Origin of the sequence: Enterobacter sp. MGH 37 (genome assembly GCF_000534515.1) — a bacterium.
Classification (GTDB): Bacteria; Pseudomonadota; Gammaproteobacteria; order Enterobacterales; family Enterobacteriaceae; genus Enterobacter; species Enterobacter kobei.
In genome coordinates this window covers 800,138-824,051 of sequence record NZ_KI973206.1, presented here as the reverse complement: position 1 = coordinate 824,051, position 23,914 = coordinate 800,138, and the positions used below count along the sequence as shown (strand labels likewise).

Annotated in this window: 24 protein-coding genes; 14 read left to right on the top strand and 10 right to left on the bottom strand. The window is 56.7% G+C overall.

Translation table 11 applies throughout. From position 1 onward, the window contains the following. Positions 1-29 precede the first annotated feature (29 nt). Genes rpe through trpS form a run of 3 tightly spaced genes read left to right on the top strand, consistent with a single transcriptional unit; the run spans position 30 to position 2,458 of the window. The gene (rpe, locus tag L383_RS07185; RefSeq protein ID WP_014885523.1) at positions 30-707 is read left to right on the top strand and encodes a ribulose-phosphate 3-epimerase; all 678 of its coding nucleotides are present in this window, start codon (positions 30-32) and stop codon (positions 705-707) included. After that, positions 700-1,461 carry a phosphoglycolate phosphatase gene (gene gph, locus L383_RS07190; RefSeq protein WP_023331480.1) on the top strand — a complete coding sequence of 254 codons (762 nt, stop codon included), beginning with the start codon at positions 700-702 and terminating at the stop codon, positions 1,459-1,461. Before rpe ends, gph begins: the two co-directional genes overlap by 8 nt. Then, positions 1,454-2,458, top strand: coding sequence for a tryptophan--tRNA ligase (gene trpS, locus L383_RS07195; RefSeq protein WP_023331479.1), 1,005 nt, complete (start codon positions 1,454-1,456; stop codon positions 2,456-2,458). The genes gph and trpS overlap by 8 nt, the downstream gene beginning before the upstream one ends. Positions 2,459-2,601: 143 nt before the next feature. On the opposite strand, the gene L383_RS07200 is transcribed toward trpS, so the two are convergent. The 4 genes from L383_RS07200 to nirB form a co-directional block, all read right to left on the bottom strand. Continuing rightward, a complete protein-coding gene (locus tag L383_RS07200; protein WP_014885520.1) occupies positions 2,602-2,772 on the bottom strand; it encodes a YhfL family protein in 171 nt (56 codons plus the stop codon). A 138-nt stretch (positions 2,773-2,910) separates the two neighbouring features. Next, positions 2,911-4,284: a siroheme synthase CysG gene (gene cysG / locus L383_RS07205; RefSeq protein ID WP_014885519.1), complete on the bottom strand. Its 1,374-nt coding sequence runs from the start codon at positions 4,282-4,284 to the stop codon at positions 2,911-2,913. Between the two features lie 136 nt (positions 4,285-4,420). Beyond that, complete coding sequence (gene nirD, locus L383_RS07210; protein WP_014885518.1) at positions 4,421-4,747, bottom strand: nitrite reductase small subunit NirD; 327 nt, start codon at positions 4,745-4,747, stop codon at positions 4,421-4,423. Next, positions 4,744-7,287: a nitrite reductase large subunit NirB gene (gene nirB, locus L383_RS07215; protein WP_023331478.1), complete on the bottom strand. Its 2,544-nt coding sequence runs from the start codon at positions 7,285-7,287 to the stop codon at positions 4,744-4,746. Before nirB ends, nirD begins: the two co-directional genes overlap by 4 nt. A gap of 239 nt (positions 7,288-7,526) precedes the next feature. Between nirB and L383_RS07220 the strand changes: the two genes are divergently transcribed. Further along, the gene (locus L383_RS07220) at positions 7,527-8,828 is read left to right on the top strand and encodes a cytosine deaminase (RefSeq protein ID WP_023331477.1); all 1,302 of its coding nucleotides are present in this window, start codon (positions 7,527-7,529) and stop codon (positions 8,826-8,828) included. Between the two features lie 18 nt (positions 8,829-8,846). Here L383_RS07220 and tsgA read toward each other — a convergent pair whose 3' ends face one another. Further along, positions 8,847-10,028: an MFS transporter TsgA gene (gene tsgA / locus L383_RS07225; RefSeq protein ID WP_023331476.1), complete on the bottom strand. Its 1,182-nt coding sequence runs from the start codon at positions 10,026-10,028 to the stop codon at positions 8,847-8,849. Positions 10,029-10,307: 279 nt separating this feature from the next. Between tsgA and ppiA the strand changes: the two genes are divergently transcribed. The 4 genes from ppiA to L383_RS07245 all read left to right on the top strand — a co-directional run bounded on the left by ppiA (position 10,308) and on the right by L383_RS07245 (position 13,471). Then, positions 10,308-10,880, top strand: a complete 573-nt coding sequence (gene ppiA, locus L383_RS07230; RefSeq protein WP_014885514.1) for a peptidylprolyl isomerase A — start codon at positions 10,308-10,310, stop codon at positions 10,878-10,880. A 105-nt stretch (positions 10,881-10,985) separates the two neighbouring features. Further along, the gene (locus L383_RS07235) at positions 10,986-11,570 is read left to right on the top strand and encodes a putative adenosine monophosphate-protein transferase Fic (protein WP_023331475.1); all 585 of its coding nucleotides are present in this window, start codon (positions 10,986-10,988) and stop codon (positions 11,568-11,570) included. A 30-nt stretch (positions 11,571-11,600) separates the two neighbouring features. Next, the gene (gene pabA / locus L383_RS07240; protein WP_023331474.1) at positions 11,601-12,164 is read left to right on the top strand and encodes an aminodeoxychorismate synthase component 2; all 564 of its coding nucleotides are present in this window, start codon (positions 11,601-11,603) and stop codon (positions 12,162-12,164) included. Positions 12,165-12,250: 86 nt separating this feature from the next. Next, positions 12,251-13,471: a bifunctional acetylornithine/succinyldiaminopimelate transaminase gene (locus tag L383_RS07245; protein WP_023331473.1), complete on the top strand. Its 1,221-nt coding sequence runs from the start codon at positions 12,251-12,253 to the stop codon at positions 13,469-13,471. Here the strand turns inward: L383_RS07245 and L383_RS07250 are convergent. Continuing rightward, positions 13,468-15,555 (bottom strand): YccS/YhfK family putative transporter, encoded by a 2,088-nt coding sequence (locus tag L383_RS07250; RefSeq protein WP_023331472.1) that lies wholly within the window; start codon positions 15,553-15,555, stop codon positions 13,468-13,470. The two genes, L383_RS07245 and L383_RS07250, sit on opposite strands and share 4 nt — an antisense overlap. 57 nt (positions 15,556-15,612) lie before the next feature. Beyond that, positions 15,613-16,245 (bottom strand): cAMP-activated global transcriptional regulator CRP, encoded by a 633-nt coding sequence (gene crp / locus L383_RS07255; protein WP_000242758.1) that lies wholly within the window; start codon positions 16,243-16,245, stop codon positions 15,613-15,615. Positions 16,246-16,556: 311 nt separating this feature from the next. Between crp and L383_RS07260 the strand changes: the two genes are divergently transcribed. Then, complete coding sequence (locus L383_RS07260) at positions 16,557-16,961, top strand: OsmC family protein (RefSeq protein ID WP_014885509.1); 405 nt, start codon at positions 16,557-16,559, stop codon at positions 16,959-16,961. Positions 16,962-17,047: 86 nt separating this feature from the next. Here L383_RS07260 and L383_RS07265 read toward each other — a convergent pair whose 3' ends face one another. Genes L383_RS07265 through L383_RS07275 form a run of 3 tightly spaced genes read right to left on the bottom strand, consistent with a single transcriptional unit; the run spans position 17,048 to position 19,185 of the window. Beyond that, positions 17,048-17,917 carry a phosphoribulokinase gene (locus L383_RS07265; protein WP_014885508.1) on the bottom strand — a complete coding sequence of 290 codons (870 nt, stop codon included), beginning with the start codon at positions 17,915-17,917 and terminating at the stop codon, positions 17,048-17,050. A gap of 30 nt (positions 17,918-17,947) precedes the next feature. Then, positions 17,948-18,166, bottom strand: a complete 219-nt coding sequence (locus tag L383_RS07270; RefSeq protein ID WP_003861664.1) for a YheU family protein — start codon at positions 18,164-18,166, stop codon at positions 17,948-17,950. Beyond that, positions 18,163-19,185, bottom strand: coding sequence for a hydrolase (locus L383_RS07275; RefSeq protein ID WP_023331471.1), 1,023 nt, complete (start codon positions 19,183-19,185; stop codon positions 18,163-18,165). Before L383_RS07275 ends, L383_RS07270 begins: the two co-directional genes overlap by 4 nt. Positions 19,186-19,413: 228 nt before the next feature. On the opposite strand from L383_RS07275, the gene mdcA reads away from it, so the two are divergent. Genes mdcA through mdcE form a run of 5 tightly spaced genes read left to right on the top strand, consistent with a single transcriptional unit; the run spans position 19,414 to position 23,861 of the window. Beyond that, positions 19,414-21,069: a malonate decarboxylase subunit alpha gene (mdcA, locus tag L383_RS07280; protein ID WP_014885506.1), complete on the top strand. Its 1,656-nt coding sequence runs from the start codon at positions 19,414-19,416 to the stop codon at positions 21,067-21,069. Continuing rightward, on the top strand, positions 21,069-21,926 hold the full coding sequence (locus L383_RS07285) for a triphosphoribosyl-dephospho-CoA synthase (RefSeq protein ID WP_023331470.1): 858 nt from the start codon (positions 21,069-21,071) through the stop codon (positions 21,924-21,926). Before mdcA ends, L383_RS07285 begins: the two co-directional genes overlap by 1 nt. Before the next feature lie 9 nt (positions 21,927-21,935). Further along, on the top strand, positions 21,936-22,235 hold the full coding sequence (gene mdcC / locus L383_RS07290; RefSeq protein ID WP_014885504.1) for a malonate decarboxylase acyl carrier protein: 300 nt from the start codon (positions 21,936-21,938) through the stop codon (positions 22,233-22,235). After that, positions 22,228-23,061, top strand: a complete 834-nt coding sequence (locus tag L383_RS07295; protein WP_014885503.1) for a biotin-independent malonate decarboxylase subunit beta — start codon at positions 22,228-22,230, stop codon at positions 23,059-23,061. Before mdcC ends, L383_RS07295 begins: the two co-directional genes overlap by 8 nt. Further along, positions 23,061-23,861 carry a biotin-independent malonate decarboxylase subunit gamma gene (mdcE, locus tag L383_RS07300; RefSeq protein WP_032629551.1) on the top strand — a complete coding sequence of 267 codons (801 nt, stop codon included), beginning with the start codon at positions 23,061-23,063 and terminating at the stop codon, positions 23,859-23,861. Before L383_RS07295 ends, mdcE begins: the two co-directional genes overlap by 1 nt. The last annotated feature ends 53 nt before the right edge of the window (positions 23,862-23,914 follow it).

Here is a 23,914-nt window from a genome sequence, read left to right as displayed (position 1 = left end):
GCCGGTAAACACATTTCAAGGAGATGCGGATGAAACAGTTTTTGATTGCTCCCTCAATTCTGTCGGCCGATTTTGCCCGCCTGGGTGAAGACACGGCTAAAGCTCTCGCGGCTGGCGCAGATGTCGTCCATTTCGACGTTATGGATAACCACTATGTCCCCAACCTGACGATTGGCCCAATGGTGCTCAAGGCGCTGCGTAACTACGGCATCACCGCGCCGATCGACGTTCACCTGATGGTGAAGCCGGTCGACCGAATCGTGCCAGACTTCGCCGCGGCGGGGGCCAGCATCATCACTTTCCATCCGGAAGCCTCTGAACATGTGGACCGCACCCTGCAGCTGATCAAAGAGAATGGCTGTAAGGCGGGTCTGGTGTTTAACCCGGCCACGCCGTTGAGCTATCTCGATCATGTCATGGATAAACTGGACGTCATTTTGCTGATGTCTGTTAACCCGGGCTTTGGCGGTCAGTCGTTCATCCCTCATACGCTGGACAAGCTGCGCGAAGTGCGCCGTCGTATTGATGAGTCAGGCTACGATATTCGCCTGGAAGTGGACGGCGGTGTGAAAGTGAATAACATTGGTGAAATTGCGGCAGCGGGCGCGGATATGTTCGTTGCCGGGTCGGCCATTTTCGACCAACCGGATTACAAAAAAGTCATTGATGAAATGCGCCGCGAGCTGGCGAAGGTAAGTCATGGATAAATTGCAGGCAATTCGGGGTGTAGCGTTCGACCTCGACGGCACGCTGGTTGACAGCGCGCCGGGCTTAACGAGCGCCGTGGATCAGGCGCTGTATGCCCTTGAACTGCCCGTTGCGGGCGAAGAACGTGTTGTGACGTGGATTGGCAACGGTGCCGATGTGCTGATGGAGCGCGCGTTAACGTGGGCTCGCCAGGAGCGCGCGTCGCAGCGTTCCGCGCAGGGCAAACCGAGCGTCGATCACGCGGATATCCCTCAGGATGAGCAGCTGCGTATTCTGCGCAAACTGTTCAATCGTTTCTATGAAGAGACCGTTGAAGAGGGGAGTTTTCTCTTCCCGGACGTCCAGGAAACCCTGAGCGTGCTGCATGCCAAAGGCATCCCGCTTGGGCTAGTGACCAATAAACCCACGCCGTTTGTTGCCCCTCTTCTCGACGCGCTGGATATCGCGAAATATTTCTCCGTGATTGTGGGCGGCGATGATGTGCAAAACAAAAAGCCGCATCCGGAACCGCTGTTGCTGGTGGCAGGAAAATTATCCTTAACACCTGCGGAGCTGCTCTTTGTCGGGGATTCCCGCAATGATATTCTGGCTGCCCGCGCGGCAGGATGTCCTTCCGTCGGATTGACCTATGGCTACAACTACGGTGAGGCCATTACGCTGAGTGAGCCGGATGTTGTGTTCGACCACTTCAAAGATTTGTTGCCCGCACTCGGGCTTTCGCACAGTGAACATCAGGAATTGAATAATGACTAAGCCCATCGTATTTAGTGGCGCACAGCCGTCAGGTGAATTGACCATTGGTAACTACATGGGTGCGTTGCGTCAGTGGGTCAGCATGCAGGATGACTACCATTGCATTTACTGCATCGTGGACCTTCATGCCATCACTGCGCGTCAGGATCCTGAGAAGCTGCGCAAAGCCACCCTGGACACCCTGGCCCTCTATCTGGCCTGCGGCATCGATCCTGAGAAGAGCACCATTTTCGTTCAGTCACATGTACCAGAGCACGCACAGCTGGGCTGGGCGCTGAACTGCTACACCTACTTCGGTGAACTGAGCCGCATGACCCAGTTCAAGGATAAATCCGCACGCTATTCTGAAAACATCAACGCCGGTCTGTTTGACTATCCGGTGCTGATGGCGGCTGACATTCTGCTGTACCAGACCAACCAGGTTCCTGTCGGTGAAGACCAGAAACAGCACCTGGAGCTGAGCCGCGATATCGCCCAGCGCTTCAACGCGCTTTATGGCGAGGTGTTTAAAGTACCAGAGCCGTTTATTCCGAAATCGGGCGCACGCGTCATGTCGCTGCTGGAACCGGCCAAGAAGATGTCCAAGTCAGACGATAACCGCAACAACGTTATCGGCCTGCTGGAAGATCCGAAATCCGTGGTTAAAAAGCTTAAGCGTGCGGTGACCGACTCCGACGAGCCGCCAGTGGTGCGCTACGACGTGCAGAATAAAGCGGGCGTTTCCAACCTGCTGGATATTCTCTCCGGTGTGACCGGCCAGAGCATTCCAGAGCTGGAACAGCACTTCGAAGGCAAGATGTACGGCCACCTGAAAGGTGAAGTGGCAGACGCCGTTTCCGGCATGTTGACCGAGTTGCAGGAGCGTTATCACCGCTACCGTAACGACGAAGCTTTCCTGCAGAAGGTGATGAAAGACGGTGCGGAAAAAGCCAGCGCGCGCGCGTCAGAAACCCTCAAAGCGGTGTATGAAGCGATTGGGTTTGTTAGTAAACCATAGGTAAAAGCAAAACGGTAACCACGTTACCGTTTTTAGGGTTTGTTCCCTCTCCCCGTGGGAGAGGGTCAGGGTGAGGGCATCAGGCCGCACTTCCCAAAACTAAAAAACCGGGAAATCCCGGTTTTTTTACGCCTGAAAACGGCTTACTGCTGTGCCGCCTGTCCGCAACCACCGATGATCTTTGAAATTGAGATCGCCGGGTGCAGCAGATAATCGTAGCTGCAGTTATTTTTGGTGTTTTGAACGTGACCGGTACAGGCCGTCAGGGTCGATAACAGGCCAACCAGAACGGCGGCTTTTGCCAGCTTGAACATACGCATTCCTTGTCTAAAAAATTGGATGTAATACGAGGGAATAAATGGAAAAGTTCCACTATGCGGGCGGTATGTTAGCGGTAGCCGTTAGAGGGGAGTAGTCCGCTTAAGGACTACTCGAAGAGGGAAAAATATGTGTCAGTGATTCGAGAACCAGTTCAGCTTATCGCGTAATTCAACCACGCGACCCACCACAATCAACGCCGGACTTTCAACCTGCTGCGCCAGCTCGCCGAGTTGAGTCAGCACACCATCGACAACACGCTGCGTAATGGCGGTACCGTTTTCAACCAGCGCAACGGGCATATCTGCCTCCATGCCGTGCTCCAGCAGTTTCGCCTGAATGGTGGCGGCCTGATTCAGCCCCATGTAGAAGACCAGCGTCTGCTTTTCAGCGGCCAGGTTATGCCAGTCCAGTTCGCTGCCGGTTTTGAGGTGGCCCGTCACAAGACGCACGCTCTGCGCGTAATCGCGGTGGGTCAGCGGGATGCCGGAGTAGGCTGAGCAGCCGGACGCCGCCGTAATCCCTGGCACCACGGAGAACGGAATACCTGCGTTGCACAGGGTTTCCAGCTCTTCGCCGCCGCGACCAAAGATAAACGGATCGCCGCCTTTCAGACGCACCACGCGCTTACCTTTCTGCGCCTCGCGCAGCAGGATCTGGTTAATCTCTTCCTGCGGTACGCAGTGGTAGCCCGCGCGCTTGCCGACGAAGACGCGATCGGCGTCGCGACGCACCAGGTTCATGATGTCATCGGAGACCAGGCGGTCGTAGACCACGATATCCGCCTGCTGGATCTGTTGCAGGCCTTTCAGCGTCAGTAAGCCTGCATCGCCAGGACCCGCGCCGACCAGCACCACTTCTCCACGGTGATCCAGCGGTTCGTTCAGTAACTGTTCGGTCGTCTCTTCCACCGCTTTTGTGTCCTGGTTCGCCAGCGACTGCGCCAGCCTGTCGTTCACAAAGAACTTTTCCCAGAAGCGACGACGCTCCCCTACGGTCGCGAAGGTTTGCTTCACGCGGGAACGAAGTTGTCCGGCATAGTGGGCAATCTGACCAAGATGCTGCGGCAGCACGGCTTCCAGTTTTTCCCGCAGCAGGCGGGCGAGAACAGGAGAGCGTCCACCGGATGACACCGCAATCATCAGCGGTGAGCGGTCGATAATCGACGGCATGATAAAGCTGGCTTCTTTCGGCGCATCTACCACGTTGCAGAAGATACGCCGCGCTTCGCAGGCATCGCTGACGCGCTGATTCACGGCATCGTCATCCGTTGCGGCAATGGTCAGCCAGCAGGTATCCAGCAGGGATTCATCAAACTCTCCTTGTACCCGCGTGAGCATCCCTTCCTGGGCCCAGACGTCAAACTGCGGGGTAAAGGTGAGAGCATTCACGGTCAGTCGGGCCCCCGCTTCCAGCAGCAGGCGCGCCTTGCGCTCAGCCACATCGCCTCCGCCCACAAGCAGGCAGTCGCGATGGCGTAATTGACAAAAAATCGGCAGGTGGTCCACGACGATACCTCACAGCATTCAAGGAGGGGGGTAAGCATTGACGTCAGGATAACAGCAGGAATCGCCGAAAATATACGGTTTTTCCTGCCGTTACCCATAAGGGGTCATAAGCCTTTCCTATTGAAAAGGCGGGGGGTTACGCTTTGAGCTGCACCTTGCCGTCCTTCACGCGGACGTCATAGTGCTTCACGGAGACGCTTTCATCTTCCATGCAGCGTCCGTCGGTTAAACGGAAACGCTGCTTTTTCAGCGGGCTGGCGACCCACAGTTCACCCTGGTGCTCGGCAATCAGGCCACGGGAGAGCACGCTGGCCTCGAAGAACGGGTCGATATTGCTGATGGCAAAAACCTGTTCATCGTGACGGGGACGGAAAATCGCGACCTGCTCGTTACCCAGCAGCGCACACACGCCGGTGGCGGGCAGAATGTCGTTAATCTCGCAAATGTTTACCCACTGGCTCATGCGTTTTCCTCCACCAGCGTGACTGGAATGCGTTCATACGGTGTTGCCGGGCGATGCTGCTCGCGCTCTGGCACCACCTGCACGTTCGGGTCGCGCTGGGTGCTGTTGATAAAGTGTTTGAAGCGTGTCTGCGCCGCAGGGGTATTCACGGTTTCGGTCCACTCGCAGATCACTGCCTCGCGCAGGCGAGCCATCTCTGCTTCCAGATGCTCGTTCAGGCCCAGCTTGTCGTCGATGATCACCGCTTTCAGATAATCAATGCCGCCTTCCAGGTTATCCAGCCAGGACGCTGTACGGGTCAGCTTATCGGCGGTACGGATGTAGAACATCATGAAGCGGTCGAGGTACTTAATCAGCGTGTCGTGGTCAAGATCCGCTGCCAGCAGGTCTGCATGGCGTGGTTTCATCCCGCCGTTACCGCAGACGTACAGGTTCCAGCCTTTTTCGGTGGCAATAATACCCACGTCTTTACCCTGCGCTTCGGCACATTCACGGGTACAGCCGGAGACGCCGAACTTCATTTTATGCGGGGTACGGATGCCTTTGTAGCGGTTTTCCAGCTCCACGCCGAAGCCGACGCTGTCGCCCACGCCGTAGCGGCACCAGGTGCTGCCCACGCAGGTTTTCGCCATACGCAGCGCTTTGGCATACGCGTGGCCGGTTTCAAAGCCTGCTTCAATCAGCTGGCGCCAGATTTCTGGCAGGTCGTCTTTCTGCGCCCCAAACAGCCCGATACGTTGTGAACCGGTAATTTTGGTGTACAGGTTAAATTCGCGGGCGATCCGGCCCACCGCGACCAGCCCTTCCGGCGTGATTTCGCCACCGGCGGAACGTGGAATGACGGAGTAGGTGCCGTCTTTCTGAATGTTCGCCAGGAAGTTGTCATTGGTATCCTGCAGCGGCGTGTGCTCGGGTTTGAGCACGTATTCATTCCAGCAGGAGGCCAGCAGAGAGCCGACGGTCGGTTTACACACTTCACAGCCGTAACCCTGGCCGTGTTTCGCCAGCAGTTCGTCGAAGGACTTAATGCCTTCCACACGGATCAGGTGATAAAGCTCCTGGCGAGAGTAAGCAAAGTGCTCGCACAGGTTGTTGTTCACTTCGATGCCCTGTTTCGCCAGCTCGGCGTTCAGCACCTGAGTTACCAGTGGAATACATCCGCCACAGCCGGTACCGGCTTTGGTTTCGGCTTTCAGCGCGGCAACGGTATGGCAGCCCTTGTTGATGGCAGAGATCAGCATGCCTTTGGTGACGTCGAAGCAGGAGCAAATCTGCGCGCTGTCCGGCAGTTTATCCACGCCGATGGACGGTTTACCGCTGGAGGCGTGCGCCGGGAGGATCAGCGCGTCCGGGTTTTCCGGCAGCTCGATGGCGTTGAGCACCAGCTGGAGCAGGTTACCGAAGTCGCTGGTATCGCCTACCAGTACTGCGCCGAGCAGGGTTTTATTGTCCTTACTGACGATAAGACGTTTGTAGACTTCTTTGCTTTCGTCGAGATAGACGTAGCTGCGAGCGCCAGGCGTGCGACCGTGCGCATCGCCGATACCGCCCACGTCCACGCCCAGCAGCTTCAGCTTGGCGCTCATATCCGCGCCCGTGAAGGCGTTTTCGCTGCCGAGAATATGATCCACGGCGACCTGCGCCATTTTGTAGCCTGGCGCCACGAGACCGTATACGCGGTTATTCCAGCTGGCGCATTCGCCAATCGCGTAGATATCCGGGTCGGAGGTCTGGCAGGTATCGTTAATCATGATCCCGCCGCGCTGCGCGACGGCCAGACCGCACTGGGTTGCCAGCTTGTCGCGTGGACGAATACCGGTGGAGAAGACGATAAAGTCTACTTCCAGCTCGCTGCCGTCAGCAAAGCGCATGGTTTTACGTGCTTCGGTGCCTTCCTGCACGATCTCTTTGGTGTTCTTGCTGGTGTGAACTTTCACGCCCATGCTTTCGATTTTACGGCGAAGCTGGTCGCCACCCATGTGGTCGAGCTGTTCGGCCATCAGCATCGGGGCAAATTCGATGACGTGGGTTTCTACGCCGAGGTTTTTCAGCGCGCCCGCGGCTTCTAAGCCAAGCAGACCGCCGCCGACAACGGCGCCGCGCTTGCTGCGGCGTGCGCAGGATTCAATGGCGTTGAGGTCTTCAATCGTACGGTAAACGAAGCAATCCTGAGTTTCAGAACCTTTAATAGGCGGGATCCACGGATACGAGCCTGTCGCCATGATCAGCTTGTCGTAAAAAACCGTACGCCCGGCGCTGGAGTGGATCACTTTTTCCTGACGGTTGATGGTGATGGCGCGTTCGCCCACCAGCACTTTTACGCCATGCTTCTCATAGAAACCTTCACGCACTAAAGAGAGCTCTTCGGCGGTATGATGGGAGAAGTAGGAAGACAAGTGCACACGGTCGTACGCCTTGCGGGGTTCTTCACAGAACACGGTAATATCGAACTGGTCGGCACCGGCTTTATCGAGAAGATCCTCAATAAAGCGATGGCCGACCATGCCGTTACCGATGATAGCGAGTCTGACTTTGCTCATTTTTGCCTCGATTTCTTTTCTATTACTGCCTACCTTAACGATTCAGCAGGGGCGCTTATTGATGTAAATCAAATACGTCTTCGCCTACTCCTTAGGTGGTATGCGGCTGATTTATCAGGATTTTTATAAGTTATGGAAATCGCAGGCTTTTCGGGGGCGTCGATTTTGTGTACAAAGCAATGGCGTATTTTTGAACAAAAATATGCTTAAACAACGTTGCGTTGATCAGGGGATAAGAAATGTCTACAACACCGCTTTGGCTTGTTCAGAATGTTCGCTTACCGGGCCGGGAAGGACTATGGCAACTCGCCATTGAGAACGGGCGATTTGGTGACATCACCCCAATGGACGACACCCGCGCTGAAAGTTATGAAGTGTTGAACGCGCGCGGCGGGCTGGCGATCCCACCGTTTATCGAGCCGCATATCCATCTTGATACCACCCAGACGGCAGGCGAGCCGAACTGGAATCAGTCGGGCACGCTCTTTGAGGGCATTGAACGCTGGGCGGAGCGCAAAGCGTTACTCAGCCATGACGACGTCAAAGCGCGCGCCTGGAAAACGCTGAAGTGGCAAATCGCCAACGGCATTCAGTTTGTCCGTACCCATGTGGATGTCTCCGACCCGACGCTCACCGCCCTGAAGGCCATGCTGGAGGTGAAGCAGGAGGTGGCCCCATGGGTGACGCTGCAAATCGTCGCGTTCCCCCAGGAGGGTATTCTCTCTTACCCGAACGGCGCGGCGCTGCTGGAAGAGGCGTTAAAACTGGGTGCCGACGTGGTGGGGGCGATCCCGCACTTCGAATTCACCCGCGAGTATGGCGTCCAGTCGCTGCATATTGCTTTTGCACTGGCGAAGAAATATGACCGTCCGCTGGATATCCATTGCGATGAAATTGACGACGAACAGTCGCGGTTTGTCGAGACGGTGGCTACCCTGGCCTACGAGGCCGGCATCGGTCCGCGCGTGACCGCCAGCCATACTACCGCCATGCACTCCTACAACGGTGCGTACACCTCGCGCCTGTTCCGCCTGTTGAAGATGTCGGGGATTAACTTCGTCGCTAACCCGCTGGTCAATATCCACCTGCAGGGGCGTTTTGACGACTATCCTAAGCGCCGCGGCATCACGCGCGTGAAGGAACTCCAGGAAGCAGGCATTAACGTCTGCTTTGGTCATGACGATGTTTTTGACCCGTGGTACCCGCTGGGAACCGGCAATATGCTCCAGGTGCTGCACATGGGGTTACACGTCTGCCAGATGATGGGCTATCCGCAAATCGACAGCGGCCTGGATCTGATCACCCATAACAGCGCCCGTACCTTTGGCCTGAGCGATTACGGTATTGCCACGGGCAATCCGGCGAATCTGGTGATTTTGCCTGCGGAAAGCGGGTTTGAAGCGGTGCGCTGTCAGGTGCCGGTGCGCTGGTCGATTCGTCAGGGGCGGGTGATTGCCACGACGCAGCTGGCGCAGACGTGGATCCAGATGGATATCGGGGGGGAGGAGGTCAGCTTTGCCAGAAACAGCCCCTCTGCGTAGCGCAAAGGGGCGTGAAGGTTAGTGAGACGCTACCGCGTTGTGCTGGCGGTGGCGAGTCACGAAGCCCAGCACGAAGCACATGATGAACACCACGGCATACAGACCGTTAGCGGTGTGCAGCGCCGCCAGCGGGCCGCTGTGGGCAACGATCGGCCCCGTCACCACAAAGGTGAGCATGGTGCCGATGGTACCGCAGGTCAGCACGAAGTTAACCAGCTTCGGCGAAGCTACTTTAGTCTGCAGGGAGCCCAGCGTGATGATCGAGGTGTAAATCGCGCTGGAGAAGAAGCCCAGGGTCATAATGAACCACGGCATATTGTCCGGGGAACCGTTGATGAACAGATACATCAGCACGGTTGCCAGGCCCGCCAGCACCGTCAGGATGCGCTGCAGATCGAAGAAGCGCAGGATGAAGCTAAACGCCCACATGCCGAACATGTAAGACATCCAGAAATCGCTTACCAGTTTACCCGCGTCGTTCAGGCTCATGCCCAGGCCTTTCGCGTATTCCGGTACCCAGGAGATAAAGCCCAGCTGGCCCAGGATATAGCACAGGGCGGCGATGGAGAGGAACAGTACGCCGATGCCCCATTTCTCTTTCGCGACGGGTTCTGCGCTGGTTTGCGCTTTTTTGCCCAGAACCGGGAATTCACAGCCGAAGGTCAGAATAAAGATTGCTACGTAAACCAGACCGATACAGGCATAGACCCAGTACCACTCAATGCTGCGTGCCAGCAGAACGGCGGCCACCATCGGGAAAATCATCCCGGCCATGCTGAAGAAGGAGTCGGTGAACAGCAGGCGCGCGCCGCGCTGACGGCCTTCATACATATGGGTAATCAGGAACGTACCGATCGACATGGTGATCCCGCTGACCAGGCCGAGCACGAACATGGCGGCGGAGAACAATGCGATGCTGTGACTCAGCATCAGACCCGCCACGGCGGCGACCATCAGCACAAAACCAAAACGCAACTGCGTCTTCAGCGGCACGATTTCCATCAGCCAGGCATTCAGGAAGATAGAGATGAGGATACCGGCGTTGAGGAAGGTAAAGGTGTTACTCATACTGGAAACGGGCAGCTGGAAGTAGTCTGCGATATTCCCCATCACCATCCCGGTGACGATCACCAACGCGCCGGTCAGGGCGTAGGAGAAGAAGCTGATCCATGTGAGCTTGATGCGATTGCTGTTAGTCATGTCTGGCCTGTTCAAAAAAAGAAAAGCGCCCGGAGGGCGCTGAGAGCGGGCAGATTTTAGACATTAAAGTGATCCATTCATACCTTTTCAAAGAAATTTAAACTTCATTGCAGTTTTTTATGTGATCTATATCACATAAAAAGACGCCATAACCAATCGTTTGCGTGGTTACAACTGTTTCAATTTCGTAAAATTAGGTAAAAGGCTGGTCTCCGTTCATACTGCTCTTTAGAATCAAGCCATTCGCTTTTTTATACTGCGCTTTGTTAAGGAATTCTCATGCTCAAATCAACACTGGCGGCTGTCGCAGCTGTGTTTGCTCTTTCTGCCGTTTCCCCTGCTGCGCTGGCAGCCAAAGGGGACCCTCACGTTCTGCTGACCACCTCTGCCGGGAATATTGAGCTGGAACTGAATAGCCAGAAAGCTCCGGTTTCCGTGAAAAACTTCCTCGACTATGTGAACAGTGGTTTTTATAACAACACCACTTTCCACCGCGTGATCCCTGGCTTCATGATTCAGGGCGGCGGTTTCAACGAGCAGATGCAGCAGAAGCAGCCGAACCCGCCGATCAAAAACGAAGCGGACAATGGCTTGCTGAACAAGCGCGGCACGATTTCCATGGCGCGTACGGCGGATAAAGACAGCGCCACCAGCCAGTTTTTCCTCAACGTGGCGGATAACGCCTTCCTCGACCACGGCCAGCGCGACTTCGGTTACGCGGTCTTCGGTAAAATTGTGAAAGGGATGGACGTGGCGGATAAGATTTCTCAGGTTCCTACTCATGACGTCGGCCCGTACCAGAATGTGCCGTCCAAGCCGGTCGTGATCCTCTCCGCAAAAGTACTGCCGTAACCCTCTTTGACACGGGCGGCGCTCGCCCGTGTAATGCCCCCTCCCTGCGAAAGCGCGTTTTGCTGCTTATACTTGTGGCAAACGGACTATTCAGGGAGGCGTTAAGTGAAAAAACTCACCGACAAGCAAAAATCCCGTATTTGGGAGCAGCAGCGTAACGTCAATCTTCAGGCCAGTTGTCTCCTTGAAAAAGGTCATGGTCCTTCAGAACCCCATATCGAGACGCTGGAGCTCGGGCCTTCCGCGCCCGGTTTGCCCCATCTTTGCCTTATTCACCGCCATCTGTATCGCAAAGAGATGACGCGGGCGGGCGAGTACCGTACCGACGATATTTTTAAAGGTGACATTCCTTTCTGCCACTTCGAGTACATCGAGAAGATGGGCAATGAATTGATGGCGGACCTGGAAAGCGAAAAGTATCTGGTGGGTCTTCAGAAAGATACCTTTGTGGACAGAATCAGCCACTACTACTGCGAAATCAACATGCTGCATCCTTTTATGAGCGGAAACGGCATTGCGCAGCGGGTTTTCTTTGAGCAGCTGGCCATTCATGCCGGGTATATCCTGGACTGGCGGGGTATCGATCCCGAGCAGTGGGTGGCGGCGAACCGAAGCGGTGCCACGGGCGATTTGACTGCGCTGAACGCTGTCTTTGCCAAAGTAGTGAGCGAAGCGCGGGAATCTGAGTAGAATAGGGCGGCATTTTTTTCGGGAGCCGCCATGATTCTGCTGATTGATAACTACGATTCCTTCACCTGGAACCTTTACCAGTATTTTTGTGAGCTGGGAGCAGAGGTGGTTGTCCGCCGTAACGATGACGTGACTCTGGCCGATATTGCGACGCTGGCTCCGCAGAAAATTGTGATTTCACCCGGCCCCTGCACGCCGTCGGAATCGGGCGTGTCTCTGGATGTTATCTGGCACTATGCTGGCAAGCTGCCCATTCTGGGCGTCTGCCTGGGCCATCAGGCCATTGCCCAGGTATTCGGCGCCACCATCGTGCGTGCCGCGAAAGTGATGCACGGGAAAACGTCGCCGGTCACGCATACCAGTACCGGGGTATTCACGGGGCTCAATAATCCCTTAACCGTGACGCGCTACCATTCGCTGGTGATTGACCCGACGACGCTGCCAGACTGCTTTGAGGTGACCGCCTGGAGCGATACGCAGGAGATCATGGGGATCCGCCACCGCGAGTGGGATCTTGAGGGCGTGCAATTCCATCCGGAAAGTATCCTCAGTGAGCAAGGGCATGACCTGCTGGCTAATTTCCACCATCGCTGAATATCTGTTGCCTTGTTGTGATTTTTTATGCATATTTTGTGATTATATTTTCACAATCAATGTGACATAAAATGGATGGGCATGACATGGCAACTGAACAACCAGCAATTACCCGCGCAACATTCGATGAAGTGATTCTGCCGATTTATGCACCAGCTGAGTTTATCCCGGTTAAGGGGAAAGGCAGCCGCGTCTGGGATCAGCAGGGAAAAGAGTATGTGGATTTCGCGGGCGGTATTGCGGTCACGGCGCTGGGTCATTGCCATCCTGCGCTGGTGGAGGCGCTGAAAACCCAGGGCGAAACCCTGTGGCACACCAGTAACGTATTCACCAACGAGCCGGCGCTGCGTCTGGGCCGCAAAATCATTGATGCCACGTTTGCCGAGCGTGTGCTGTTTATGAACTCCGGCACCGAAGCCAACGAAACCGCCTTTAAGCTGGCGCGTTATTACGCGACGACGCGTCACAGCCCGTACAAAACCAAAATCATCGCCTTCCACAACGCCTTCCACGGGCGCTCGTTCTTTACCGTCTCCGTCGGCGGCCAGCCGAAGTATTCCGACGGCTTTGGCCCAAAACCGGCCGACATCGTCCATGTGCCGTTTAACGATCTGCATGCGGTGAAAGCGGTGATGGACGACCACACCTGCGCGGTAGTCGTGGAGCCAATCCAGGGCGAAGGCGGCGTGACGGCGGCCACCCCGGAATTCCTGCAAGGGCTGCGCGCGCTGTGTGATGAGCATCAGGCGCTGCTGGTGTTTGATGAAGTGCAGTGCGGAATGGGACGTACCGGCGATCTGTTCGCTTATATGCACTACGGTGTGACGCCGGATATTTTGACCAGTGCCAAAGCGCTCGGCGGTGGTTTCCCGGTGAGTGCGGTGCTGACGACTCAGGAGATCGCCTCTGCGTTCCATGTCGGTTCGCACGGCTCAACCTATGGCGGTAACCCGCTGGCGAGCGCCGTGGCGGGGGCGGCATTTGATCTCATCAATACCCCAGAAGTGCTGAACGGCGTGAATGCGAAGCGTGAGCTGTTCGTAAAACATCTGCAAAAGATCAATGATCAGTATGATGTGTTCAGCGAAATCCGTGGCATGGGTCTGCTGATCGGTGCCGAGCTCACGCCACAGTACAAAGGCCGCGCCCGCGATTTTCTGCATGCTGCCGCCCACGAAGGGGTAATGGTGCTGAATGCGGGGCCAGACGTGATGCGTTTCGCACCGTCGCTGGTGGTGGAAGAGAAAGACATTGAAGACGGGTTAACCCGCTTTGCCGCGGCGGTGGCGAAGATCGTTAAAGGCTAATACTCGGTTCGTTTTAACCGGCGCGTTAACCAAATGCCATGATGCGGACGCTGACGCCATGCCACCGACGAAATGGTGTGCATGGTGTTCAGGTGGCCCAGCACGCGCTGCAAATGCTGCTCCAGGGTGCTCATCGGCCCGTGGGTCAGCGTTTCCGGCGCTTCCAGAATGTTCGAATCCCCCGACTCACCCGGCGCGTCATACTCCAGACGCTGCTGACACCTCTGCAGGGCGATTTCACACGACTGCAAATAACGCTGCGCCAGATCCGGCGTCAGCATCGTGTGCTCGCGCGCCAGGGTGGTCATGGCGTTAATATGCTCGACGATAAACTGGCTATGCGTGACCCAGAGCTTCATGTCCGCCAGATAGTGCGCGTTAAAGCCTGGCTCCTGCATCGCCTGGTTGAGCGAGTTAAACAGGGCGTTGTGCGCCTGATTAACTTTCATCCGCTGATACGCCAGCGGGGAGGGCTGCGGGTCGTCGCTCAGGATCAGACGAATGGCCTGCTGGTCAGCCTCCAGCGCGTCGTGGGCGTTCTGGCGCAGCAATCCGCTTTGCCACTGCGGCCACAGCCAGACCATGCCACCAAAGGCGATCAGGCAGCCAATCAGCGTATCGATCAGGCGGGCAACGATAAACTGTTCCCCGTTTAGCGTAAGCAGCTGAAGGGTATATACCGCCGTCACCGTAAAGCCCACCATCGCCCAGCCGTAGTTTTTGCGGATAATCAGGTAACTCACCAGCGTAATCACCAGCATCCCTGCCAGGGTATACCCCTCGGGAACGTGGAAGTGTAGCGTTACGCCCGCAATAATCAGCCCCGCCATCGTGCCGCCTGCCCGATGCAGAATACGTACCCGGGTGGCGCCGTAGCCGTTCTGGGTGACAAACAGCACGGTCATTAAGATCCAGTACGGTTTCGGCAGATGCAGCGCCATGCCCATCAGACTGGCGATACTGAGCATAACGCTGATCCGCGCGGCATTGCGCAGGGCAGAAGACTTAAGAGAGAGATAGCTTCTGAGTGCTGGCAGGAGCGGCAGACGTTTTTGCTTATCCGCCATCAGGTCGCGGGGATACAGCGGGCGCTGGGTGCGCAGCACGCGGGCAATGCGGCTGAAGTGCCAGGCGGCAAACTGGCCGACCGGGTTATCCGGATGCTGACGAGCAATTTTCTCCAGCGCGCCGAGCTGTTTATCCATGTTAAAGCGCGTGGGGTAGCGGTGATAGAGAATGTCGTCCGCCAGCACCCGCAGGCGCGCGGAGACGGTCTGCGCATTCCAGCGGATCACCGCCTCGGCGTGGCTGCGCTCGACCAGCTTTTGCACCTCTTGTGGGTGATGAAGGCTCACGGAGATATGCTCCTGCAGATCCAGCCCCACCTGGAAAGTGCGCAGCAGGCGTTTATATTCGTGATTCTTGTTGGCGGCGAGCATATGCAGCTGCTGATAGCACTGGCTTATCAGATCCACTACCTTTTGCTGGCGCGTCAGCAGCGGCGGTAAGGATTTTTCCGGGTCGGTATGCTGGGTCAGCAAGGTGTATTTGGCTTCGCAGTAATCCGCAAGCTGCACATACAACAGGCTCAGAGATTCACGCAGCGGCTGTTCCCGCCACAGCCAGAACCAGAACCAGTTAAACAGCCCGTACCACAGCGTGCCGAGGGCGTAGATCAGCAGCGGCTCCCACACCGGCATATTCCCGGCGAGGCTCAGGGTGAAGATGGCGGCAATCAGTGAAGCGGGAAGCAGGCGGGCGTGCAGGGAACTGATTTCTGCGGTAACACCGAGGCTCATCGCCAGTACGGTCAGGATCAGCGGCAGCGGAATATCGCGCGCCAGTAAAAGCTGCACGGCGAGGCTACAGCCAGCAAACAGCGAACCGCCAACGATCAGGCGTTTGAAAAAGCGTTTATGCGGCGTATCCAGACCGGCGATGTTGCAGCAGGCGGGAACGAGAGAAAACAGCAGACCCTGCTGGAGATGTCCCAGAATCAGGCCCACGGCCACAGGAAGGCACAACACCAGCGTTTGTCGCAGTGCGTAATTAACTTCCGGGTGATAGATCAGCCTGCGCCACATGGGGAATAGAGACAAAAACGGCGTGACACCTTGCGATGGCACGCCGTTTGAGCGGAATTAACGCGTTCCGTAGACCACGATGGTTTTACCGTGGGCAGAGATCAGGTTCTGATCTTCCAGCATTTTCAGGATACGACCCACCGTTTCGCGGGAGCAACCGACGATCTGACCAATTTCCTGACGGGTAATTTTAATTTGCATGCCGTCCGGGTGGGTCATGGCGTCTGGCTGTTTCGCCAGGTTCAGCAGGGTCTGCGCGATACGACCGGTGACGTCCAGGAAGGCGAGGTTACCCACTTTCTCGGATGTGACCTGCAGACGACGCGCCATCTGGGAAGAAAGACGCATCAGGATGTCAGGGTTTACCTGAATCAACTGACGGAATTTCTTGTAAGAAATTTCAGCCACTTCACATGCTGTCTTTGCACGAACCCAGGCGCTACGTTCCTGGCCTTCTTCAAACAGGCCCAGTTCACCGATAAAATCGCCCTGGTTCAGATAAGAAAGGATCATCTCTTTCCCTTCCTCATCTTTGATCAGCACTGCCACCGAGCCTTTGACGATGTAATACAACGTTTCCGCTTTTTCACCCTGGTGAATCAGCGTGCTCTTCGATGGGTACTTATGAATGTGGCAATGAGACAAGAACCATTCGAGAGTCGGGTCTGTTTGCGGTTTGCCAAGCACCATGCGCTGTTATCCTCTGTTATAAGCTGTCACCAGAGTCATCAGATGCATCCGGACTCTGGGGTTGCAATCGAATTCTTACCCATACCCTGGGAAGTCGGCTGTCGTAACGTTTCGCAGCCAGTAAAGTTTGATGTCCTCTGCATACATGTGTAACGTCAATGTATTACTGTAGCATCCTGAGTGTTTTAGCATAGCTTTCGCCGCGTGTCTCCTGGTGTCTCGCTTCAGCATGATGCAGGTCGCCTTCCGTTGCGAGAAATGTAACGCACGCGTAATCTGTCACCGAAAATGCAACGTTGGAGTTAAAGAATATGCAAGCGCGCGTGAAATGGGTTGAAGGTTTAACGTTCCTGGGCGAATCCGCGTCAGGGCACCAGATTTTGATGGACGGTAACTCCGGCGATAAAGCCCCCAGCCCAATGGAAATGGTGCTGATGGCGGCGGGTGGATGCAGCGCGATTGACGTTGTGTCGATTCTGCAAAAAGGTCGTCATGACGTGACGGATTGCGAGGTTAAACTCACCTCAGAACGTCGCGAAGAGGCGCCACGCCTGTTCACCCACATTAATCTGCACTTTGTGGTCACCGGTAAAGCGCTTAAAGACGCGGCGGTTTCGCGTGCGGTGGATCTGTCTGCGGAAAAATACTGCTCTGTGGCGTTAATGCTGGAGAAAGCGGTAAAAATCACGCATTCGTATGAAGTGATCGAGGCTTAATCTTTTGGCGGGTGGCGCTTCGCTGACCCGCCCTACAAAAGCATGAACGTAGGCCCGGTAAGCGCAGCGCCACCGGGCAGAACAACTCACGCAATCTGCTTCCCTTCCATCAACCGCTCCACCAGCGGCGTCATGATGAGCTCCATCGCCAGCCCCATTTTTCCGCCTGGTACCACTAACGTATTCATGTGCGAAATAAACGAGCCCTGCAGCATCGCCAGCAGCCAGGGGTAATCAATGCCTTCGAGATTGCGGAAGTGGATCACCACAAAGCTCTCGTCCAGCGACGGGATGGTTTTCGCCGCGAACGGGTTAGAGGTGTCCACCGTCGGCACGCGCTGGAAGTTAATGTGCGTGCGGGAGAACTGTGGCGTGAGGTAGTTGATGTAATCTTCCATGGAGCGCACCACCGAATCCATCACCGCTTCGCGCGAATGGCCGCGCTCGCTCATGTCGCGCGTCAGCTTCTGGATCCACTCCAGGTTTACGATAGGCACCACGCCGACCAGCAGATCCACATGGCGCGCCACGTCATGCTGGGGGGTGACTACGCCGCCGTGTAATCCCTCATAAAACAGCACATCGGTGGGTTCCGGCAGCGGCTGCCAGGGGGTAAAGGTGCCCGGCACCTGATTCCACGGCACAGCTTCATCATAGGTATGCAGATACTTACGCGACTGCCCTTTGCCGCTCTGACCGTACTCCAGGAAGGTTTGCTCAAGAAGGCCAAAGTCATTGGCTTCGGGACCGAAATAGCTGATGTGTTTACCCAGATCGCGCGCCTTACGGATCGCCATGTCCATTTCAGGTCGCGTATAGCGGTGAAAACTGTCGCCTTCGACCTCCGCCGCCCGGAGATTCAGTTGGGCGAAAATCTTACGAAACGCGAGGCTGGTGGTGGTCGTTCCCGCACCACTCGACCCCGTAACGGCAATAATGGGATGTCTGGCAGACATAGCAACTCCCTGACTGAAAAGGTTGGAAGGTCAGCCGTGAAACGCGTTGCGGGGCATGATATTGACCGTCTCATGCAGTTCTGACCACACCAGCACCACGTCGCCGCTTTTCAGCTGGCGTTTAACATCGTTGACCTTCTGCTCGAGTGAGCGTTCATGTTCACCATAATCGGTGCCTTCACGTAATACAAAGCTTTCGATCAGATTATCGAGCGTTTCGGGAGACAGATCCTGCCAGGGGATGATCATTTTGCACCGTCCAGATAAGGAGTAAGCCAGTCAGGAATACGCGCCTCCAGCCACATTTTCGGGCGGCGCAGCGTCCCGCCAATAAACCCAACGTGGCCGCCATGTTCAGTCAACTGATAGTGAACATTGTCGGGAAGGAATTCCTGCGCGGGAATAGAGTGATGATCCATAAACGGGTCATCTTTGGCGTGAATAATCAGAGTCGGCTGGGTGATTTTGCTGAGCAACGGCATGGCGCTGCACTGACGGTAATAGTCGATCGCATCGGCGAAGCCGTGAATTTTTGCGGTGATCAGATCGTCGAATTCACGAATGCGGCGCACCTTTTTCAACTGGCGCAGGCTGACCGGCAGGGTATCCGGGTAAGCCTTCAGCTTACGTGCGGCGTTGGCTTTCAGCAGGTTGAGCAGATAGCGCTGATAGACGCGGGAAAACCCTTTATCCATATGGTAGCTGCACTGCTCCAGCATAAACGGCGCGGAGACAATCACTGCGGCATTGAGTGGTACGCTGTCGCCCTCTTTGGCCAGCAGGCAGGCGAGCATATTTCCGCCCAGCGAATACCCCACGGCCGCCGTTGGCACGGTGCCATAGTTTTCCCGCAGCCAGTGTAAAAACCAGGTTCCGTCTTCGGTTTCACCCGAGTGATAGATGCGTTTCTGACGATTTGGCTCGCCGCTGCAGCCACGAAAATGCATCACCACCCCGAGCCAGCCTCGCGCTTTTGCCGCCTCAATCAATCCATGCGCATAAGGGCTGTGCAGACTCCCTTCCAGACCATGAAAAACCACCAGACGCGGCTTATGACGTGCCTGCTCGGGGTCTTCGCTCCAGGCGAGATCCAGAAAATCACCGTCTGGCAGATCAAGCCGCTGCCAGTGCGGCGTGAACTGAACCTTACGGCGGATCAGCCGTGGCAGCATGGTCTGCAAATGGCAGTTGGACACACCGCGCATGGGCACGAACTCGGTGCTGTCTTCGGCTGCAATGTCGAAGTCTGTTGGAATGATTTGGGTCATAAGCGCGATGCTGATTCTTGTCGGAAATTAACGATACTTTCCGAATTGTACCCCGTTTAGCCTGGTTTTCCGAAACATGAACTGATCCCGATCACAAATCTTTACCGTGATTATTACTCTCAGGCTAATGATTCCGCTCTACGCTTAATTGATGCCTTTCCCACCAGAGCGCACACTTTACTCGACGTTAAGCAAATCAAAATGATTAGCTGAATCAGGAGGTTAATAATGTTATCTGGGCAAACACCCACCCGGCAATGGAACACGCGACGCAGCGAAAAAGCGCGTCGTCTGGCGTCCGTACCGGTGCAGGGCAAGGTACTGCCAACCGGCGATCTTGTCGCCATGCTGGAAAAACTGATCGCCCCTGGCGATAAGGTCGTTCTGGAAGGTAACAACCAGAAGCAGGCCGATTTCCTTTCACGCTCGCTGGCTGAAGTGAACCCGCAAATTGTCCACGATCTGCATATGATCATGCCGAGCGTCGGCCGTAGCGAGCATCTGGATATCTTTGAGAAAGGCATCGCCCGCAAGCTGGACTTCTCCTTCTCCGGGACGCAGAGCCTGCGAATCTCCCAGCTGCTGGAAGATGGTCAGCTCGAAATCGGCGCTATCCATACCTATATCGAGCTCTATTCACGCCTCTACGTCGACCTCTCGCCCAACGTGGCGCTGATTGCGGGGTTTAAAGCAGACCGCAAAGGCAACCTCTACACCGGGGCGAGCACCGAAGATACTCCGGCACTGGTGGAAGCCGCGGCCTTCCACGACGGGATTGTGATTGCGCAGGTGAATGAACTGGTGGACGACGAATGCGACCTGCCGCGCGTCGATATTCCGGGCTCCTGGATTGACTATGTTGTCGTTGCCGACAAGCCATTCTTTATCGAACCGCTGTTTACCCGTGATCCGCGACTGATCAAACAGGAACACATCCTGATGGCGATGATGGCGATTAAGGGCATCTACGCGGAACATCAGGTGCAGTCCCTCAACCACGGGATCGGTTTTAACACCGCAGCGATTGAACTGCTGCTGCCGACCTACGGCGAACAGCTCGGCCTGAAGGGCAAAATCTGTAAGCACTGGACCCTGAACCCGCACCCAACGCTGATCCCGGCAATTGAAAGCGGCTGGGTGGAAAGCGTGCACTGCTTCGGCGGCGAGCTGGGGATGGAAGAGTACATCCGCGCCCGTCCGGACATCTTCTTTACCGGTGCCGACGGCTCCATGCGTTCCAACCGTGCGTTCTGTCAGCTGGCCGGTCAGTATGCGGTCGATATGTTTATCGGCTCAACCCTGCAGGTTGATGGTTACGCCAACTCCTCAACGGTGACACGCGGTCGTCTTTCCGGCTTCGGCGGTGCGCCAAACATGGGGCACGACCCACACGGTCGTCGCCACGCCACACCGGCCTGGCTGAACATGATCACCGAACCTGACCCGATGCAGCGCGGTAAAAAACTGGTCGTGCAGATGGTGGAAACCTTCCAGGCGGGCGTGAAGCCGACCTTTGTGGAAAAACTTGATGCTGTTGACGTGGCAAAAGCGTCCGGGATGCCTCTGGCGCCGGTCATGATATACGGCGACGACGTGACGCACGTGCTGACGGAAGAGGGGATTGCTTACCTCTATCGCGCCAAAGATCTTGAGGAGCGTCGCGCCATGGTTGCCGCTGTGGCGGGGATCACCGATATCGGTCTGGGCGTGGATGCTAAGCGCGTGGCGGAACTGCGCCAGAGCGGCAAGGTCGTTTATCCGGAAGATATGGGCATTCGCCGCACCGATGCCACCCGCTCTCTGCTGGCGGCGGGCAGCGTGTCAGACCTCGTTGAATGGTCCGGCGGTCTGTACAACCCACCTGCGAAATTCCGGAGCTGGTAATGAAACTTCTGCCCCAGATTCAGGTTGAAGGCGGTGCCGAATGGCTGGCGCGAACCGCCACGCAGTGTCTGATTGACGAAGCACGATTAAGCCCGAAACCCGGTCTGGTGGACAGTCGGGGGAACGGTGCGCACCACGATTTATCCCTTGCGCTGATGGAGCGCTCCGCGCGCAGCCTGACCCCGACGTTTCAGGCGCTGGCGCAGCAAAGCTGGCTGCGTCCGGCAGATATTGCGCTTCGGCAAACCGTTGGCCGTCTTGGTCGCGAAGGCGAGCAGCAGATGATGGCTGCAACGTGTGGCGTAAACACCCATCGCGGCGCGATTTGGGCGCTGGGGTTGCTGGTCAGCGCGGTGGCTATGCTGGGCGGGGAAGCCAGAGCGCACGACGTCGCCCGCACCGCCGCGCAGCTGGCGAAACTCCCTGACGAAGCGGCGCCGAAAGTGTTCAGCAAAGGCCTTCGCGCCACGCACCGCTACCGCGTACCGGGTGCACGCGAAGAGGCTCAGCAGGCGTTCCCGCACATTATGCAGCGCGCGTTGCCGCAGCTTCGCCTGAGCCGTCTCAACGGCAGCAGCGAAACGCACGCCAGGCTTGACGCGCTGATGGCGATCATGACGTCGCTTACCGACACCTGCGTGCTGTCGCGTGCCGGGCTGGAGGGGCTGGACGCCATGCAGGACGGTGCCCGAGCGGTACTGAACGCCGGAGGTTGTGCAACGACTGCAGGCCAGCAGGCGCTGGCTAACTTAGACCGTCAGATGCTGGCGCTAAACGCCTCCCCAGGCGGCGCTGCTGACCTGCTTGCTGCCACGCTGTTTCTCGATCGCGTCGAAACGCCTTATTCAAAGCATTAAGAGGATGTTATGGAAAAAATCACATTGACCGTGCCAGCCAGCCGCGCGTTAAGCGGCAGGGCCCTGGCAGGGGTAGTCGGTTCCGGGGATATGGAGGTGCTCTTCACCGCCGAACCGGGCCAGACATTAACCATTGATATCACCACCTCCGTCGACAACAGCCGGGGTCGCTGGGAGGCACTGTTCAACCGCCTGCAAACGGTCAGTAGCCTGCCAGCAGGAAAACTGACCATTCATGATTTCGGCGCGACGCCGGGCGTGGCTCGCATTCGTATCGAACAGGTTTTTGAGGGGGTGAGCCATGCGTGATGACAGCAGCTTTATCGAATTGAAAGCACGCCAGCGTGCGCAGGCCCTGCTCGATGAGGGTAGCTATCGCGAACTGCTGGATCCGTTTGAAGGCATTATCTCTCCGTGGCTTGGGCCACAGGGCATTGTTCCGCAGGCGGACGACGGCATGGTGGTGGCGAAAGGCACGATCAACGGTCAGCCAGCCGTTGTGGTCGCCATTGAAGGTGCGTTCCAGGGCGGCAGCATGGGTGAAGTGTCCGGTGCCAAAATGGCGGCGGCGCTGGAGCTGGCGGCAGAAGATAACCGCAACGGCATTCCGACTCAGGCTGTGCTGTGCCTCGAAACCGGCGGCGTTCGTCTGCAGGAGGCGAACCTGGGTCTGGCCGCCATTGCCGATATCCACGCGGCGATTGTTGACCTGCGTCGTTACACGCCCGTTATCGGGATTGTCGCAGGGACCGTGGGCTGCTTCGGTGGGATGTCCATCGCGGCGGCGCTGTGCAGCTACCTGATTGTGACCCGCGAAGCGCGTCTCGGACTGAACGGTCCGCAGGTCATCGAGCAGGAAGCGGGGATTGAAGAGTACGACTCCCGAGACCGTCCGTTTATCTGGAGCATGACCGGTGGCGAAGTGCGCTATCAAAGCGGGCTGGTTGACGCGCTGGTCGGTGACGGTATCAACGCGGTGAAAGCGGCGATGAACGACGCGATTGCCAGGGGCGTACCCGCGAAACACCGCACCGATAACTACGACGATTACCTGAACCGTCTGACGAATTTCGACACCCGCAAACAGGCCGATGCCGAACAAATTAACGCGCTTTTTGCCCGGGAGGTGAAATGATGACTAACGCAATAAGCCGTGGCGAACTCTGGATGACTCTGCTCGCGCCGAATGCAAAACGTGTGGAAGGGCTTTGCCCGTCCGTGCAGGCGGCAGACGGCGAACTGAACGGTGAAGCGGTGCGTTTTGTTGCCGTGGTGCCGGATGCCCACAACCATTTCCCGCGCGCGGCGAAAGGGGAAGTTGGTCTGCTGGAGGGCTGGACGCTGGCGAAAGTGGTGAGCGAAACCGTGGCCGAGGATGCCAGTATGTCCGTGAAGCGCCCGATTGTGGCGGTGATTGACGTCCCAAGCCAGGCCTATGGCCGTCGCGAAGAGGCGTTTGGTATCCACCAGGCGCTGGCGGGGGCAGCCGCCGCGTATGCCAACGCGCGCCTGGCCGGTCATCCGGTGATTGGGCTTATCGTCGGTAAAGCGATGTCCGGCGCATTTCTGGCGCATGGCTACCAGGCTAACCGCCTGATTGCTTTCAACGATAAAGGGGTGCTGATCCACGCGATGGGTAAAGAGTCTGCGGCGCGCATTACGTTGCGAACCGTCGACGCGCTGGAAAAACTGGCGGCCACCATTCCGCCGATGGCCTATGACATCAGCAACTACGCCACCCTGGGGCTGCTTTCAAACCTGCTGGACATCAGCAACCCGGATGCCCCCTCCGATAACGATCTGGCGCAGGTGAAAACCACCCTGCAACAGGCCATCAGTGACGCTCGTCAGGACACCACGTTGAACAATCGTCTGGGTGCTGACAACCGCCGCAGCTCTGCCCTCGTACGCGAACGCATGCGGGCAAGCTGGTAAGTAAAAAGAGACCTGCCAGATGCACGACCCCGCGGACGTAACCGTTACGTCCG